Here is a 16,269-nt window from a genome sequence, read left to right on the forward strand (position 1 = left end):
CGTATTGATAAGTGGTATCCCAGTTCAAAAATCTGCAGCTGCTGCGGAAAACTCAAAAAGGAATTGAAACTGGAAGAACGTATCTATAGCTGCACCTGCGGAAATCAGATGAACCGTGATGAGAATGCAGCTATCAATATATGCAGGGAAGGCTTGAGAATATCGGGAGTTGAACTTGATACAGAAAGAAAAATCTCCTGATTTCCGCCCAAAACGTAGATTTTGTTCGGGACTGCGTAGATACAAACAGTCCCGCTCGTAATAACAGAACCGTGGGACACACGGGGATAGCTCGCCTATGCTTTGCCCAATAGGGCAATCGAACGAGAAGCCCCCCACTTCAAGCGTTAGCTAAGTGGAGGGAGTATGTCACTACATACAATTTAAAGTTAGGAATAGATCAGGGGATTTTGTAAAAATGAGAGCTTTAACGAGAGGATTTTTTAATGCTCAGACTTGATAAAAACTTGTTGGTATCATGCTTATAACATGATGCGGACAAGTTTTACTAACTTGACAAATTGTTGCCATCCATGTATACTTAACTGGTCCGCACAGCCGGGGAGATAGCGGTGCCCTGTACCTGCAATCCGCTACAGCAGGGGTGTTGTTCTGCCTCGGGTACTTCCTTGTGAAGCTGCCCCGGGTAAGCGGCGCTGACGTTTTGGTCTCGCGCAATGGGACTCTCTGAACCATGTCAGGGCAGGAATGCAGCAGCATTAAAGAGAACCTTCCATGTGCCGCGAGGGAGCCGGGACCGAGCTGGCTGCCAGGGTAACGTTCATGAGACGTATTCAAAGCAGAACGTGCGGACAAAAAAGGAAAGTTTAAGAGGTGACAGCTAATGAGAAAGAAATTTCTGTTATTGCTGGCGCTTCTTTTTTTATTGGCCGGAGTGATCTTTGTCCTGCCCGCGGTGCGGGATCATGCCCCGGATCAGACGAAAGAGAGTGCCACAGAAGAGACAGAATCAACAACGGAGACAGAATCAGAAACGCCCACAGAGACGGAAACAGAATCTGAGACCGAGACAGAAGAAACGACTGAGGAGGAGACGGAAGGTCCCGGAGACCCGGTGGACCGTGAAAAGGTGGAGACTCATCTGATTATTGCCTCTGACACGCACTATATGTCACCATCCATGACGGATTACGGCGCGGCGTTTGACAGTCTCGTAAATAGCAATGATGGAAAAGTGATCCGCTATCAGCCACAGTTATGGCAGGCGTTTAAATCGGAAGTCCTCGCAGCCAACCCTGACGCCCTGATCTTAAGCGGAGACCTGAGCTTAAACGGTGAAAAGGCAAACCACCTGGAATTTGCCGAAAAGCTCCGGGAGATCGAGGAAGCGGGAGTTCCGGTCTATGTGATTCCCGGAAACCACGATATCAATAAGCCGGACGCTGGAGAATACTTCGGGGATCAGAGAACCGATGTGGAGAGTGTGACATCGGAAGAATTCCGGGAGATCTACGCGGACTTCGGCTATAACGAGGCGAAGAGCGGGGCACCGGATTCCTTAAGTTACCTGGTGGAGTTAAACGATACCACCTGGCTCATGATGCTGGACACAACGGTCTGCGAGCCGGAAAATGAGGTCTACGGCGAGATCAAAGAGGGCACGCTCGAGTGGATGGAAGAATGCCTGAAGGAGGCGTACGCCGAGGGAATCACCGTGATTCCTGTGGGCCACCATAATCTCCAGCGCCTGAGCCGTGTCTACGTGGAAGAATGTGTGATCGAAAACTGTGACGAGGTTTTAGAACTCTTCGAGCGCTACCTGACACCGGTGTACTTCAGCGGCCATCTGCATACACAGAAGGTCATGAAACACCTGACGGAGCCGGGAATGGATTCAGATACATACGGAATATGGGAGATCGTCAGCAATTCCCTGATCCTGCCGCCGTGCCAGTACGGAACAGTGACATTAAATACGGACGGCAGCATCGACTATCTGGCGAAGATTGTGAATGTTTCCAGCTGGGCGGCTGCGAATGGGGAGACCGATGAGAATCTTCTCGACTTCTCGTCCTACACAGAAAATTATCTGCAGACGGTCCTCAAAAACCAGATAGCCCGGAAGCTGGAAGATGTTCCGAAAGAATTAAGGGAAGTCATGGTCGATTTTTATACGGATCTGTATAAAGACTACTATGCCGGTGTGCCGATCAGCTACTCGGAGAAGAAAAATGAGTTCGGCTACGGACTCTGGGTCCGCTATATGGATCCCAGCACTGAGTTCCGCCAGCTCGACGGAATGATGCGCGACTCGATCTCGGCGAACAATCACGCGGAGATCCCGAATCCGATCCACTTGAAGCGGCCATAATATTACCGTAAGAAAAGAGAGATGCAGCAAGTTATTCCTACCCGTGTACAGTAACATTTTCTGAACTGAAAATTCCGTACAAAGATTTTTTCCTTGCCCCTCTCTTTTCTTTGTATTATAATCTTATCTTGGATACATGCATTCATATTTCGACTGAAAGAAATCGGAGAAAGGACAAGACGATGAAGAGAGTTGGATTCCTTACGAGCGGCGGCGACTGCCAGGCGTTAAACGCAACGATGCGCGGAGTCGCGAAAGGTCTGTACCAGATCTACAAAGATGAAGTGGAAATTATCGGATTTGAAGACGGCTATAAAGGTCTGATGTACGCAAACTACCTGATGATGAAACAGTCAGATTTTTCAGGTGTCCTCACAAAAGGCGGAACGATGCTCGGTACCTCCAGACAGCCGTTCAAGCTGATGCGTGTGCCGGACGAGAACGGACTCGACAAGGTGGAGCTCATGAAGCACACCTACTATAAATTGAAGCTGGATGCACTTGTGGTCCTCGGCGGAAATGGAAGCCAGAAAACGGCGAACCTCTTAAGCCAGGAAGGACTCAATGTGATCGGTCTTCCGAAGACCATCGATAATGACCTCTGGGGAACAGATATGACTTTCGGATTCCAGAGCGCTGTGGATATCGCCACAAACGCCATCGACTGCATTCACACCACAGCGTCCTCCCATGGACGTGTTTTCATCGTGGAAGTCATGGGACATAAGGTCGGCTGGCTCACCCTTCACGCGGGAATTGCCGGCGGCGCGGATATCATCCTGATCCCGGAGATCCCGTATGACTTAAACAAGGTCGTAAAGAAGATCAAAGAGCGCACAAAGAATGGAAGCCGCTTCTCGATCCTCGCGGTGGCAGAGGGCGCAATCTCAAAAGAGCAGGCAGCCCTTTCAAAGAAAGAATATAAGAAATATCTGGAAGAACGCGCCACAAAATACCAATCCGTTGCGTATGAGATCGGCGCGAAGATTCAGGAGATGACGGGCCAGGAGATCCGTGTGACCGTTCCGGGCCATATGCAGCGCGGCGGCACTCCGGTCCCGTATGACCGCGTTCTCTCCACAAGGATCGGCGCTCATGCCGCCGACATGATCAAAAATAATGAATTCGGCAAGCTGGTCGTTGTAAAAAACAATGTGATCACGGATATCCCGCTGGCAGAATCTGCCGGCAAACTGAAATATGTGGATCCGCAGTCCGATATTGTAAAAGAAGCGAAGCTTATCGGAATCAGTTTCGGAGACTGATAGAACATGTCATATCAAGCGTTATACAGGAAATGGCGTCCGCAGGTCTTTGCGGATGTAAAAGGCCAGGACCATATCGTTAAAACTTTACAGAATCAGATCGGTTCCGGCAGAATCGGTCACGCCTATCTCTTCTGCGGAACCCGCGGAACAGGTAAAACGACGGTGGCAAAAATCCTGGCCCGGGCGGTAAACTGTGAACACCCGGTGGACGGAAGCCCCTGTGGGGAATGTCCAAGCTGTAAGCAGATCTTAGCTGGAACATCTTTAAATGTGGTAGAGATCGATGCTGCGTCCAACAACGGCGTTGAGAATATCCGTGAGATCCGGGAACAGGTCCAGTACCCGCCGACGGAAGGAAAATATCGTGTATACATCATCGACGAGGTTCATATGCTGTCCACAGGCGCGTTCAATGCCCTGTTAAAGACACTTGAGGAGCCGCCGTCCTATGTGATCTTTATCCTTGCGACCACGGAGGTTCATAAGATCCCGATCACGGTGCTTTCCAGATGCCAGAGATATGATTTCCGGCGCATCACGCTGGACACGATCACGGCCCGGCTGAAGGAATTGACAGAAGCAGAAAACATGCCGGTGGAGGACAAAGCACTCCGCTACGTGGCAAAAGCCGGAGACGGTTCCATGCGAGACGCCTTAAGTCTCCTGGACCAGTGCGCGGCGTTCCATTTCGGCGAGACACTGACCTATGAGCATGTGCTGGATGTTCTCGGCGCTGTGGACAACAGCGTATTCCGGGACCTGTTCCATGCGATCCGGGAGAACCGGACGAAGGACTGCATCCTGAAACTCGAGGAGATGGTAGTCCAGGGCCGGGAACTGTCCCAGTTTGTAGTGGATTTTATCTGGTTCCTCCGCAATCTGCTGCTTTTAAGGACAGCAGATGACGCGGAAGACCTTTTAGATATGTCAGAGGATAATCTGACACAGCTGCGGGAAGATGCGGCGCTTGTAGATGAGAATACATTGATGCGGTATATCCGCGTGTTCTCAGAATTGTCGAACCAGATCCGCTTCGCGAACCAGAAACGTGTGCTGATCGAACTCGCGTTCATCAAGCTCACAAAGCCGGAGATGGAACAGAGCATGGATTCTGTTCTGGAACGGCTGGAGAAGCTGGAGCGCATGGTGGAGGAAATGTCCGCGGGCGGTTATGTTCCGGTACAGACTGCCGGAATGGACGGCGATCCCATGATAAATGCCGGGCAGCAGATCCCGCCGCAGGCATACGCGCAGCCGGTCTACAGCGGCGCTGGTGCGCCGGGAAACGGCATGGTCCCCTCAGGGCAGCCTGCACAGAATACGGCAGATATGCAGAACCAGCAAGGTGCGGGCCAGAATTATGAGCCGAGGACCGTATCCCTGCCGAAAGCCCAGCTGGAAGATCTCAACATGATCCGCAACGAGTGGGGAAAGATCGTCCGTGATATGGGCATGTCCATCCGCCCCAGTTTCCGGGAGACGGTTGTGGAACCGGCGGGCGACAGCTGTCTCTGCATCGTATTCAATGATCCGATGAACTTTGCCATCGGAAGCCGCCCGAGTGTTCTCGGGGACCTGGAACGGTATGTGGAACAGAAATACGGAAAATCCCTGTATTTTAAATCCCGTGTCCGGGAGAGCGGGGAACGGATGGATACACGCTACATCAGCGATGATGAGCTGAGGGAAAACATCCATATGGATATCACGATCGAAGATTAGCCGCAGCAGCATGCTGCGATTAATAATAAAATATCCGGGTCGAAAGCTGAAAGCAGGACCCGTTACTCCCGCCTGACGGGAGTGAAAAATGGCTGTAAGACAGCCACATAGAAAATAATGAATATTCAGGAGGAATTACACCATGGCAAGACGTGGCGGTTTCCCGGGCGGTATGCCGGGCAATATGACAAATCTTATGAAACAGGCGCAGAGAATGCAGCGCCAGATGGAAGAGAAGACAAAAGAGCTTGAGGAGAAGCAGTACACAGCAACAGCAGGAGGCGGAGCTGTATCCGTTACCGTATCCGGTAAAAAAGAAGTTGTCGCTGTAAAGATCTCACCGGAGGCAGTAGATCCGGATGACGTTGAGATGCTTGAGGACCTTATCGTTGCCGCTACAAACGAGGCCTTCCACCAGATGGAAGCTGAATCCAGCGCAGTGATGTCTGAGCTCACAGGCGGTCTCGGAAACCTGGGGGGACTTTCCTTCTAATTATGGATTACTACAGCAGTCAGATATCAAAATTGATCGAGGAGCTGTCGAAGCTTCCGGGGATCGGAAACAAGACAGCCCAGCGTCTGGCATTCCATATCATCAACATGCCGGAGGAACAGGTAGAACGTCTCTCCAGCTCGATCCGCGACGCGAAGCACAATGTTCATTACTGTAAGGAGTGCTTTACCTTGACGGATCAGGAACTCTGCCCGATCTGCCGGAGTCAGACGAGGGACCACAGCGTGATCATGGTCGTGGAGAACCCGCGCGATCTGGCGGCGTACGAGAAAACGGGCAAATTCGACGGGGTGTACCATGTGCTTCACGGCGCGATCTCCCCGATGCTTGGAATCGGCCCGGGAGATATCAAATTAAAAGAGTTGATGATGCGTCTTCAGACAGAGGAAGTAAAGGAAGTCATTATCGCCACAAACTCAAGCCTTGAGGGTGAGACGACCGCAATGTACATAAGTAAACTGATCAAACCGACAGGGATCAAGGTGACGAGGATCGCCAGCGGCGTTCCGGTCGGCGGCGATCTGGAATATATTGACGAAGTCACACTTCTTCGGGCGTTAGAAGGCCGGGTGGAGTTATAAAACCGGCAGCTGGACAGCTGGGCGGTTTCAGGAGATGCGAAAGAAATGGATAAATACGAGTTTAATATTAAAGTTGAGCAGATCAAAAAGATGGTCAGCCGCGGAGACTACGGAACTGCGATGAAGATCGCAGATACCATTGACTGGCACCGTGTCCGCAACGCAAGCCTGCTGTCCATGATCGCTCAGATCTATGAGAAAAATGAAGAGTACCAGGAGGCGAAGGATATTCTGCTCCTGGCATTCGAGCGTGCGCCGGTGGGAAAGCGCCTGCTCTATAAGTTGGCGGATCTCGCCTTAAAGGACGGAAGTACCGCCGAAGCGGAGGCATACTACAGAGAATTTTGTGATCTCGCGCAGGATGATCCGCGCCAGTATCTGCTCCGCTACAAGATCTTAAAAGCGAAGAAAGCACCGGTGGATCAGCTGATCCGCGCGTTGGAAGTGTATACAGCATCTGAGGTGGATGAAAAATGGCTCTACGAACTGGCTGACCTCTACCACAAAGCGGGGATCGAGGACAAGTGTGTCGCCACATGTGACCGCATCATGCTCTTATTTGGTCTCGGCAAATATGTGGATAAGGCAATGGATCTGAAGCTCCAGTACGCGCCGCTGAACAAATACCAGATGGACCTTGTGGAAAACAGGGACAAATACGAGGCAAAGCTGCGCGCTGTTGAGGAAGAGTACAGCGGAAATGCCCCGGAGCTGGATGATTATGATGAGGGAACCCCGGATTCCGAAGCTTCCAAGCAGGTTGCCATGCAGATTCATGAGGATGCCCAGGCGAAAAAGCTGGCAGACGAGATGTCCAGACTCTCTGAGGAAGAGGGACGGACTGCTGTTGTCGAGGAAGACGATGACATGGGTGCCACAAGAACCATCGCTGACTTAAGCCAGGTCCGCAGAGGCGGGCAGGCGGCTGCACCGGAAGTACAGGAGGAAGAAAACACGATCCAGACCGGGGAAGAGCGTGAGATCGAGCGCCAGAAGCTGGCGATCCGCGCCGCAAAAGAGCGGGAAGAGATGGAAGAGGAAGCTCTCCGCCGTGCTGAGGAAGAGCGGGAAGCCGCCAGACGCGAGGAAGAGGAACGCCGTGCGAAGAAGCAGGCGGAGATCGACCGCGAACGTGCCCGCCGAAACCAGGTCCGCAACATCCCGGCTCCGGAAGAGGAGGACGACGATGGAGAGCTGGAGCTGGAATCCCTGGATGACATGCTGGATACCAACAACCTGATGATCGAGGCGGAGACGGACGAGGAAGGGCTTTCCATGGCTGTCAACTCCTTAAAGGAGATCCACCGTGAGCTCGGCATCAAGAATCCGGTTGCAAAGATCAGCAGTGAAAAGTTAAATAAACGCGGAATCAGCGCGGTAGCCGATATGCTGGCAGGAAAAGACCTGATCATCCAGCATGCGGCAGGACTCACTGATGCTGTCCAGAACGAACTGGATGATCTGATGGAGAAAGACCGCTCCGGAATGATCGTTGTCCTGATCGATACACCGGAAAACCTTGAGGCACTCCATGCCCATAATACATCCCTTGCAAGCAAGTTCCAGTATATCGGAAGCGATGAGAACGCGTCTGCGCAGAAAGAGGCAGATACCGAGATGGAAGCTGCGCTGAAGCGCTCCACAGAAAAGCAGGAACAGATCGCCCGTGATGTGGTAAACGCGGAGCAGGAGACAGAAGAGGAGCCGGAACAGGAAGACGCTGAAGCACTGCAGGAAGAACCGGAGTACGAGAAAGAGGAAACGGACATCCTGGAAGAATCATCCGAGCCGGAAACAGATGAAGAGGACGAGGAAGAACCGGAGCCAGAGGAATACGTACCGCCGAAGAAGGCAAAACTCTTCGCAAAGCAGGAGAAACCTCAGAAAAAGGCGCCAGTGACTGAAGAAGAGCCGGAACTCCCGGAGGAGGCTGCGTCCGCAGCGGAAGAGGAAGTTGTTCCGGAAGACTACGATGACAAAGAAGAGATGGATCCGGATGAGTTCGCCCAGTACGCGTGCAAGTATGCGACGGAGATCGATTGCAGCATCACCGGAAAGAGCCTTCTCGCCCTCTATGAGCGCATCGAGATGATGGAGGAGGATGAAGTCCACCTGACAAAGGCAGCAGCCGTAGATCTGATCGAGGAAGCTGCTGACAAGGCAGAGAAAAAGTCTCTTGGAAAGAAGATCTCGGGACTTTTCTCTCCGACTTATACAAAAGAAGGTCTTCTGATCCTTCATGAAAAGGATTTCTTTGACTGATAAAGAGTGTGATGGGATCCCTGCGCACTGTTCTGGGCAAGCTCAGACGGCACACAGGAATTCCGTGACATGCTTATAGGAACTGAATATATGCGCACCATAAGCTCATTGTTTTTGCGATGAGTGGGTGCGCAAATTTTTCACCAATACACACGAACTAATGTTTGCTGAACACAGACAAGACGAATGCGCATGCGGCCCTTTTGCAACAGATATTTTCAATTCCGGAGTATCGCCGTAAACAATGTTTTGCATGTGCGCTAGATTTCTTATAGGAGAAAAGATATGGAGATCAGGCTGATCGCGGCGGACATGGATGGAACGCTGCTTGATGACGAAAAAGGGATCCCGGAGGAGAACCTGCGCACTTTCCGCGCATGCGCGGCACAGGGGATCGAGATCGTCCCGGCGACAGGCCGCACGATGCGCGGACTGCCGGATGAGCTTCGGAATCTGCCGGGCGTACACTATGCGATCCTCACGAACGGGGCACAGGTGGTAGACCTTGCGAAAAACGAGATCATCGACTCCTGCCGGATCCCGGTGGCTCTGGCAGAAAAGATCATGATGATGGCCCGGACAAGTCCGGATGAGATCATGTATGATGTATATGTGGGCGGAATCGGCTACACCATGCCGGAGTTCTACAATGATGTATATAAATATGTCTCATCGGAGGGACTGGCGGAGCTGGTGCGCAGAACCAGGGACACGGTTCCCGATAATATCGCTTACTTAAAAGAGCGGGGACAGGACGCGGAGAAGATCAACATGTTCTTCCGTGACATGGATGCCAGAAAGCGGATGAGAGAGGAACTCTCGAAGCTCCCGGGGATCCTTGTGTCCTCATCGATCCCGAATAACCTCGAGATCAACGCGGAGGGAGCTGATAAGGGCGGAGCGCTGCTCCGTCTTGCCGCACGTCTGGGAATCGCCAGAGAGTCCACCATGGGCTTTGGAGACGGGGAGAATGACCTCAGCATGATCCGCATGGCTGGAATTGGCGTTGCCATGGAAAATGGCCATGAATCCGTAAAGGAGGCAGCAGATTATATCACGAAGACCAACAATGAGGCAGGTGTCGCGAAGGCGATCTGCCATTTTACAGGAATTCAGATATAACAGGAATGATGGGCATATGAGGACTTTCAGGTAATAGACGTGGCGGGGTATCTGGATCATCCAGGCTTTGTCTGTTTTACGGAAGAACTATGCACATATGTGACAGGAGTAATAATGGAAATAATGGAGATTTTATCCAGCCGTTGGCTGGAAGTGGCTGTAGCGGTATATCTCATCGGGATGATGCTCTACGGTCATTACAGAGGTTTTATAAAAATAGCAGTTTCCGCAATGTCCCTTTTCATCACGCTGTTTGCAGCGCGTGTAGCGATTCCACAGGCGGCAGCCTGGCTGGAACATAATACGGCTGTATACGAAACGATGAAGGAGAGTGCTTTGAAGGCCAGCGGCCTTGATGAGAAGATGGAAGAGATGGCTCAGACGGCCGGTCTCGCGGGAAAAGCCGGGGAACGCGCGGTCATAGAGAGCCTGGAGATCCCGGACCAGATCAAAAAGCTTCTGATCGAGAATAACAACGGAGAAATATATCAGGAGATGGGCGTCCAGATCTTTGAGGACTATGTGGGAAAATACCTTGCAGACCGTGTGATCCGCGTGATCATATTTACGGTGCTGTTTATAGTATTCTATGCGTTCCTTCATATCATCATAGTCTGGCTGAACCTGATCTCCAGACTGCCGATCCTGTATGGGCTTAACAAGATCGCCGGTGCGGTTCTGGGACTCGCGGAAGCATTGATCTTTATATGGGTGGGCGCCCTGGTCCTTACCCTGTTTTCAGGCAGTGAGATCGGAAAGAGCATGATCACCCAGATCAATGGAAGTATCTGGCTGACGTGGCTGTATGACCACAATATGCTTTCCTACCTTGTAGTCGGTCTGGTAAAGTCTGTCCTGTAACGGGAGTAGATTAAACGGAGGAATGCCATGAAAAAAGGAGAAAAAACCAAACGGCATATTTATGAATGTGCGATCGAATTATTCCGAACCAAAGGATATGACAAGGTTTCTGTAGATGAGATTGTTAAGTGTGCAGGAACGGCAAAAGGAACCTTTTATATCTATTTTGAGACAAAAGCGGATATTCTCATTTACATGCTGAAAGCATATGATGATTACTATGACAAAGTTGCTTCGGGTTTCTTGCCGGAGATGGGAGTTGAAGAGCGACTTCTTATCATTACCCAAAGTTCCAGTGAGTTTACGGAAAATGTGATGGGGCGGGATGTTATACGGGTCTTGTATAGTAACCAGCTGATGGAACAGGGAAATGGAGATCTTTATACAAAGCGTGCATTGTACCGGGTTGTGCACGAATTAATTGAAGAAGGACAGAACATGGGAATTTTTTCGGCAGAGGAAAACAGTATTGTGCTGACAAATCGATTTGTCACCTGTATCAGGGGAATCTTTTTTGAGTGGTGTATACAGGGAGATGAGTTTGTTCTAAAACAAGAATGTGAAAACTTTGCGAGGATGTTTTGCCGCGCAATCCGCAGGGAAAGTAAGAATATCGAGTCTAAATAATGAATAACAAGAGGAGCTGGGTATAGAAAGAGATTCTGTACTCAGCTTTTTATTTGACAGGAAATTCTGCGGGGGATACTGCCAAACAAAAAGGCACTGACGTACTAACAATGAGCATTTATATTAAAAGGCAGGTTGCTATAAATGACCATGGTCATAAAATGATTGACAAGTTCATGCAGAGAAGGTATGATAGATAAAAATGACTGTAGTCATTTTTAAAAATACGAGGAGGATGTTTGTATGAACAACACTGTGGAGAAGAAAAAAGGAGGAAAGATCCTGGATGTGATCGAAACGGTCGGCAATAAGCTGCCGCATCCGTATATTATGTTCCTGTGGCTCTGCCTGATTCTTGCTGGAATCAGTACAGTGTGCAGCCTGGCAGGAGTTCAGGTGATCAATCCGACAACTGGAGAAACTGTTCTGGCAAAAGCAATTTTCAGCAGAGATGGAATTGTATGGCTGCTCGAAAATTTACTAAAAAATTTTCAGGGCTTCTCAGCACTTGGTCTGGTACTTGCCATGCAGATGGCAATTGGATTTGCTGAAGGAGTCGGATTACTGACTGCAGCTATGAGAAAAGCGATTCTTGGAGTACCACTCTGGGCATTAACTGCAACCGTGTTATTCCTTGGAATTAATGGAAGTATTGCTTCGGAGGCAGCAATCATTGTTGTTCCGGCACTGGCAGCCGCAGCATTCCAGGCTGTTGGAATGCACCCGATCGCAGGACTTCTGGCTGGTTATGCGGCAACAAATGCAGGATTCACAGCCTGCCTGATCGTATCAGGAACAGACGTACTCCTTTGCGGCGTTACTGAACTGGCAGCGCAGCTTGTAGATCCGTCGATTACAGTTAATGCAACTGCCAACTGGTATTTTATGATCGTTTCCGTGTTCATGCTTACCGCAGTTGGTGTTGTTGTAAACAAATATTTCATTGTTCCGCGTCTTGGCAAATATGATCCGGCAAATGGAGAGACTGGGACAGCCGATGCATCGGGGGAGATCACACCGATTCAGGCTGGCGCGCTGAGAGCGGCTGGCATTTTCAGCATCGCCTATATTGCTCTCCTTGCCATACTTACAGTTCCGAAAAACGGCTTTTTCAGGGGTGAAGACGGCTCTGTTTTAAATGGACCTTTGATTACGGGACTGGTAGCGATCCTGATCATCTATTTTATTCTGGTAGGTATTATCTACGGATTAAAAGCAGGAACGATCAAAAGCAGCAGTGATGTGCCAACGATCATGGCGAAGTCGCTGGAGGGAACCACAGGATATATTGTGCTGGTATTTGTAATCGCACAGTTTATCAACATGTTCAATTACACGAATCTGGGAATGATCATTGCGGTCAAGAGTGCGGGTGCATTGCAGGCGGCAGGATTCACAGGGATCCCGTTAATGATCTTCTTTATTCTCCTGTGCTGTGTGGTTAACCTGTTTATGACAAGTGGTACAGCAAAATGGTATATCTTTGCGCCGATTCTTGTACCAATGATGATGATGCTTGGATATAGCCCGGAATTTGCCCAGGTTGTATACAGAATCGGAGATTCCACAACGAATGCGATCACTCCGATCTATCCATATATTCCGATTGCGATCGCAATGGCTAAGAAATATGATAAAAACTTTGGAATGGGATCTTTGATTTCCATGATGCTCCCGTATTCAGTTGCATTCTTGCTGGGATGGATCGTTCAGCTGGTGATTTGGGTAACATTAAATCTTCCAATTGGACCAGGGGCATATGTATTTATGTAGGAAAGGAATGTTGCAAGTTACGCAATAGATTTTGAAATGAAATATACAGAGATATGTAATGATAAATGGCTGTTTATATGGGTCGGACTGTTGCTCTTTGCGGTAATAGCTCAATGTATGCTCTTCATGAGCAAAGCATGGAAACACGGCATGGAGATCGGTCTGAAACAATCGCAGCTAAAAAAGGGTTTAAAGACAGGGATCACGATCAGTATCATGCCAACACTTCCGGTTTTACTGGTGTTGTTTTCGCTCACACCACTCCTGGGAATCCCGCTTCCGTGGCTGCGTCTTTCGGTTATCGGCTCTGCTTATTATGAAACATATGCAGCAACAACTGCGTTATCGTGCCTGGGAGAGACATTCCAGATCAACGGGTACAGCGCGAATGGATGGATCGCGGCCTTGTGGGTAATGACGATTGGAGGAAGCGTATGTATTTTATGGTCGGCATTTGCTATTAAACCGATTTCGATGCTTTATGAAAAAGCAGAAAAGATCAATATTAAACTTGTTCTGGCAGTTGGAAGCGGATGCCTGGTAGGTGTTATGGCCTATGTATCAGTGTCATATGGTTTTAGCGCCATGTCGACGAAAGGCGTTGTATTCTGCATCAGCTTTGCTGTAGGAGCACTTCTTATGCTCGTCTCGAACAAAGTAGAAAAGGCAAAATGGCTCACAGATTATATTATGACGATCAGCATGCTTGCGGCAATGGCGGCAGCCTGTGTTATTTTTTAGGGGGCAGGAAAAATGAAAAGCAATTATCAAAAATGGATCCATAAGTTCGGAATTTCGACAAGCCTCCTTCTTCTTGCGGCAATGATAGGGCTTCCGGTAGCGGCCAGCCTTATTTACGGAATTTGGCCGGACTTTGGAGAACTATGGCCTGGATTTGTTGCAGTTGTTTTATTTATGGCACCATATCTTCCATCGGAAACAATCGGCTATATGTCGGTTATGGGACCAGGAGCATTATACCTTTCTTACATTACCGGCAATGTCACCAATCTTAGAATGCCTGCTACGATTGGCACAATCAATGCACTGGGAATCAAACCGAATACGGATGAGTGTCATACGTTGGCAATTATTGCCTGCGGCGCTTCTGTGATCACATCTATAGTGATTGTTGCACTCGGAGTCGTTGTATCAGGACCGCTTACCCCGATTATCCAGGCACCTGTTCTCCAACCTGCATTTGACTATGTAGTTCCGGCGCTATTTGGAGGACTTGTGGCTCAGACTGTGATAAAAGGGAAAAAAGAAATCTTTCGCTATCTGATTCCACTGGCAGTCTGCCTGTTCTTCTGCTACTGTACAAAAGTGGCAAGTGCATATTATATGTTGATTGTGATTGCCGTGTCAGCAGCGGTCGCGGTAATGGATTATCTGAAAACAGAGAAAAAAGAGGAAAGGGGAGAGTAGATATGCGATATCAGGAATATATGGATATAATCCGGACGGTAAATGACCGTTTTCGCTATTATAAGAGTATAGAATCCCTGTTTGAACTGGATCAATGGTCCGGTCTTCCGGAGCTTGGAGGCACGTATCGCCAGCAGATGAGCGCTTTTGTTGGGACACAGAAGGCGGGGCTGTTTCAAACAGAAGATGCGAAAAAGGCCTTTGAATATTTTGCAAATGTAGATGAAGGACAAATAGAGGACCCAATAGAACATGGACTGATCCGGACATTTAAAAGCAGGTACCGGAATGCTGTCCGTGTGCCGGAAGAAACGATGAAACAGTATAATCTTCTGCGTGCGGATGTGATGTCGGCATGGAAACATGCACGGGAGCGGAAAGATTATCATGTGTTTGAACCGTGGCTGAAACAGGTATTTGATCTGAAAAAGAAGATTGCCCTGGCGATAGATCCGGATGCCCCTGCGTTTGACACGATGATCGGAGCTGTGGATGAAGGTTTGAAAAGTGCAGACGTAAGCAGAGAATTCGATGTATTAAAACGGGGAATCGGAGAAATTCTTGACAAGATTACAAAAGCAGATCTTGGAGTAAATGAAGAAATATTTCTCAGAGAAGAGGATCCGGATGAAATGTCTACATTTGGAAGACGATTAGCAGCGGAAGCCGGATATGATCAGCGAAAGGGTGGATTTAATGACAAGGTTATTCACGGATTTACGTCATTTCTTGGACCGCAGGATGCCCGCGTATCAACACAGAGAAGCGGAAGTCCACATCTGATCTTCACCTGTCTTCATGAAGCGGGACATGCAATGTTTTCCAGCGGCGGAAACGACCAGGTCAATGCAGCAAACATGTGGGGAGGAATAGAAGGCAGCTTTCACGAAGCAAATGCCAGATTCTATGAAAATATCGTGGGAAGAAGCAGGGAATACTGGGAGTTTTATTATCCACAATTTCAGAAAGCATTCCCGTTCTTCAAAGATATAAAAATGGATGAATTTTATCGTGCCATGAATACAGTCCGTCCAAGTCTGCGCAGAATTGGAGCAGATGAAGTTACATATAGCCTTCATGTTATCTTGCGATATGAGCTGGAACGCGATTATTTCAGCGGAAAAATAGGAACGGAAGATCTGAACATTGCATGGAATGATAAATATAAAAAATATCTGGGAGTTTGTCCTGAAAACGATACTGAAGGAATTTTACAGGATATGCATTGGGCTGGAGACTATATTGGATATTTCCAAAGTTATGCTTTGGGAAATATTTATGATGGACAGATTCGAAAGGCATTGTTATCAGAGATTCCGGATTTGTATGAGCAGATACGCCACGGAGAGTTTGACAGGCTGAACATGTGGATGAAGGAACATATCTGGCAGTATGGGTGCTGTTATACATCGGGAGAAATGTTGAAGCGATTGACAGGAAAAACATTGGACGCTGTGCCATTCCTTGACTACATGAAAGAGAAGTATGCGGACTTATATGGTATTCATATATAAAAAGGACAAGATAGTTTGATAATAGGGATTGCAGCAGGAGAAAACGTTGAGCTGCAATCCCTGTTTTTATAGTGTAAAAGAGCAATTTGAAATTGCTCAAATGATGGCTTGGATACCGAATTGCATATATTGTATGCAAAACAATTATGAACCGCAATATGTTGTAATTGCACAAACAAAAGAAAAAACTTTAAAAAAACTGGAAAAAAGTGTTGACTTTTTCGTGGGGATTTGTTATTATAATACTCGCCTTGAGCGACAGGGC

The 16,269-nt window shown here is 48.8% G+C and carries 15 protein-coding genes and 1 other RNA gene; all 16 read left to right on the forward strand.

What is annotated here, in order from left to right; all coding sequences use genetic code 11:
• Positions 1–201 (forward strand): zinc ribbon domain-containing protein (locus DW677_RS16415; protein ID WP_147324976.1); only part of this gene is annotated, 201 nt, incomplete at its 5' end.
• Between the two features lie 349 nt (positions 202–550).
• An RNA gene (gene ffs, locus DW677_RS16420) (signal recognition particle sRNA large type) lies at positions 551–812 on the forward strand.
• Between the two features lie 32 nt (positions 813–844).
• Positions 845–2,332: a metallophosphoesterase gene (locus tag DW677_RS16425; protein ID WP_117567831.1), complete on the forward strand. Its 1,488-nt coding sequence runs from the start codon at positions 845–847 to the stop codon at positions 2,330–2,332.
• A gap of 182 nt (positions 2,333–2,514) precedes the next feature.
• On the forward strand, positions 2,515–3,597 hold the full coding sequence (locus DW677_RS16430; protein WP_117470010.1) for an ATP-dependent 6-phosphofructokinase: 1,083 nt from the start codon (positions 2,515–2,517) through the stop codon (positions 3,595–3,597).
• Between the two features lie 6 nt (positions 3,598–3,603).
• A complete protein-coding gene (dnaX, locus tag DW677_RS16435; RefSeq protein WP_117504787.1) occupies positions 3,604–5,322 on the forward strand; it encodes a DNA polymerase III subunit gamma/tau in 1,719 nt (572 codons plus the stop codon).
• A gap of 142 nt (positions 5,323–5,464) precedes the next feature.
• Entirely contained in the window at positions 5,465–5,815 is a 351-nt protein-coding gene (locus DW677_RS16440) for a YbaB/EbfC family nucleoid-associated protein (protein WP_021903984.1), read from the forward strand.
• Positions 5,816–5,817: 2 nt separating this feature from the next.
• A complete protein-coding gene (gene recR, locus DW677_RS16445; RefSeq protein WP_015554029.1) occupies positions 5,818–6,417 on the forward strand; it encodes a recombination mediator RecR in 600 nt (199 codons plus the stop codon).
• A 45-nt stretch (positions 6,418–6,462) separates the two neighbouring features.
• A complete protein-coding gene (locus DW677_RS16450; protein ID WP_117567832.1) occupies positions 6,463–8,679 on the forward strand; it encodes a tetratricopeptide repeat protein in 2,217 nt (738 codons plus the stop codon).
• 285 nt (positions 8,680–8,964) lie between these two features.
• Entirely contained in the window at positions 8,965–9,801 is an 837-nt protein-coding gene (locus tag DW677_RS16455; RefSeq protein WP_117567833.1) for an HAD family hydrolase, read from the forward strand.
• Positions 9,802–9,915: 114 nt separating this feature from the next.
• Entirely contained in the window at positions 9,916–10,662 is a 747-nt protein-coding gene (locus tag DW677_RS16460; protein WP_242990566.1) for a CvpA family protein, read from the forward strand.
• Between the two features lie 27 nt (positions 10,663–10,689).
• Positions 10,690–11,289, forward strand: coding sequence for a TetR/AcrR family transcriptional regulator (locus DW677_RS16465; RefSeq protein ID WP_117567834.1), 600 nt, complete (start codon positions 10,690–10,692; stop codon positions 11,287–11,289).
• Between the two features lie 243 nt (positions 11,290–11,532).
• On the forward strand, positions 11,533–13,062 hold the full coding sequence (locus DW677_RS16470) for an AbgT family transporter (protein ID WP_117470016.1): 1,530 nt from the start codon (positions 11,533–11,535) through the stop codon (positions 13,060–13,062).
• A 36-nt stretch (positions 13,063–13,098) separates the two neighbouring features.
• Positions 13,099–13,803 carry a DUF5058 family protein gene (locus DW677_RS16475; protein ID WP_117567835.1) on the forward strand — a complete coding sequence of 235 codons (705 nt, stop codon included), beginning with the start codon at positions 13,099–13,101 and terminating at the stop codon, positions 13,801–13,803.
• Between the two features lie 12 nt (positions 13,804–13,815).
• Positions 13,816–14,490, forward strand: coding sequence for a hypothetical protein (locus DW677_RS16480; protein WP_117567836.1), 675 nt, complete (start codon positions 13,816–13,818; stop codon positions 14,488–14,490).
• A gap of 2 nt (positions 14,491–14,492) precedes the next feature.
• Positions 14,493–16,004 (forward strand): carboxypeptidase M32, encoded by a 1,512-nt coding sequence (locus DW677_RS16485; RefSeq protein ID WP_117567837.1) that lies wholly within the window; start codon positions 14,493–14,495, stop codon positions 16,002–16,004.
• Positions 16,005–16,050: 46 nt separating this feature from the next.
• Positions 16,051–16,269, forward strand: a 219-nt coding sequence (locus tag DW677_RS18555; RefSeq protein WP_207658989.1) for a hypothetical protein, incomplete at its 3' end; no start/stop codon positions are given.

Source organism: Clostridium sp. AM25-23AC (assembly GCF_003435125.1).
Taxonomy (GTDB): Bacteria; Bacillota; Clostridia; order Lachnospirales; family Lachnospiraceae; genus Pilosibacter; species Pilosibacter fragilis.

Bases quoted from the DNA above. Each gene is read 5' to 3' on its own strand.
- DW677_RS16460 (WP_242990566.1), top strand. From the start codon at position 9,916: ATGGAAATAATGGAGATTTTATCCAGCCGTTGGCTGGAAGTGGCTGTA.
- DW677_RS16475 (WP_117567835.1), top strand. From the start codon at position 13,099: ATGAAATATACAGAGATATGTAATGATAAATGGCTGTTTATATGGGTC.
- DW677_RS16480 (WP_117567836.1), top strand. From the start codon at position 13,816: ATGAAAAGCAATTATCAAAAATGGATCCATAAGTTCGGAATTTCGACA.
- DW677_RS16425 (WP_117567831.1), top strand. From the start codon at position 845: ATGAGAAAGAAATTTCTGTTATTGCTGGCGCTTCTTTTTTTATTGGCC.
- DW677_RS16470 (WP_117470016.1), top strand. From the start codon at position 11,533: ATGAACAACACTGTGGAGAAGAAAAAAGGAGGAAAGATCCTGGATGTG.
- recR (WP_015554029.1), top strand. From the start codon at position 5,818: ATGGATTACTACAGCAGTCAGATATCAAAATTGATCGAGGAGCTGTCG.
- DW677_RS16465 (WP_117567834.1), top strand. From the start codon at position 10,690: ATGAAAAAAGGAGAAAAAACCAAACGGCATATTTATGAATGTGCGATC.
- DW677_RS16440 (WP_021903984.1), top strand. From the start codon at position 5,465: ATGGCAAGACGTGGCGGTTTCCCGGGCGGTATGCCGGGCAATATGACA.
- DW677_RS16485 (WP_117567837.1), top strand. From the start codon at position 14,493: ATGCGATATCAGGAATATATGGATATAATCCGGACGGTAAATGACCGT.
- DW677_RS16450 (WP_117567832.1), top strand. From the start codon at position 6,463: ATGGATAAATACGAGTTTAATATTAAAGTTGAGCAGATCAAAAAGATG.
- dnaX (WP_117504787.1), top strand. From the start codon at position 3,604: ATGTCATATCAAGCGTTATACAGGAAATGGCGTCCGCAGGTCTTTGCG.
- DW677_RS16455 (WP_117567833.1), top strand. From the start codon at position 8,965: ATGGAGATCAGGCTGATCGCGGCGGACATGGATGGAACGCTGCTTGAT.
- DW677_RS16430 (WP_117470010.1), top strand. From the start codon at position 2,515: ATGAAGAGAGTTGGATTCCTTACGAGCGGCGGCGACTGCCAGGCGTTA.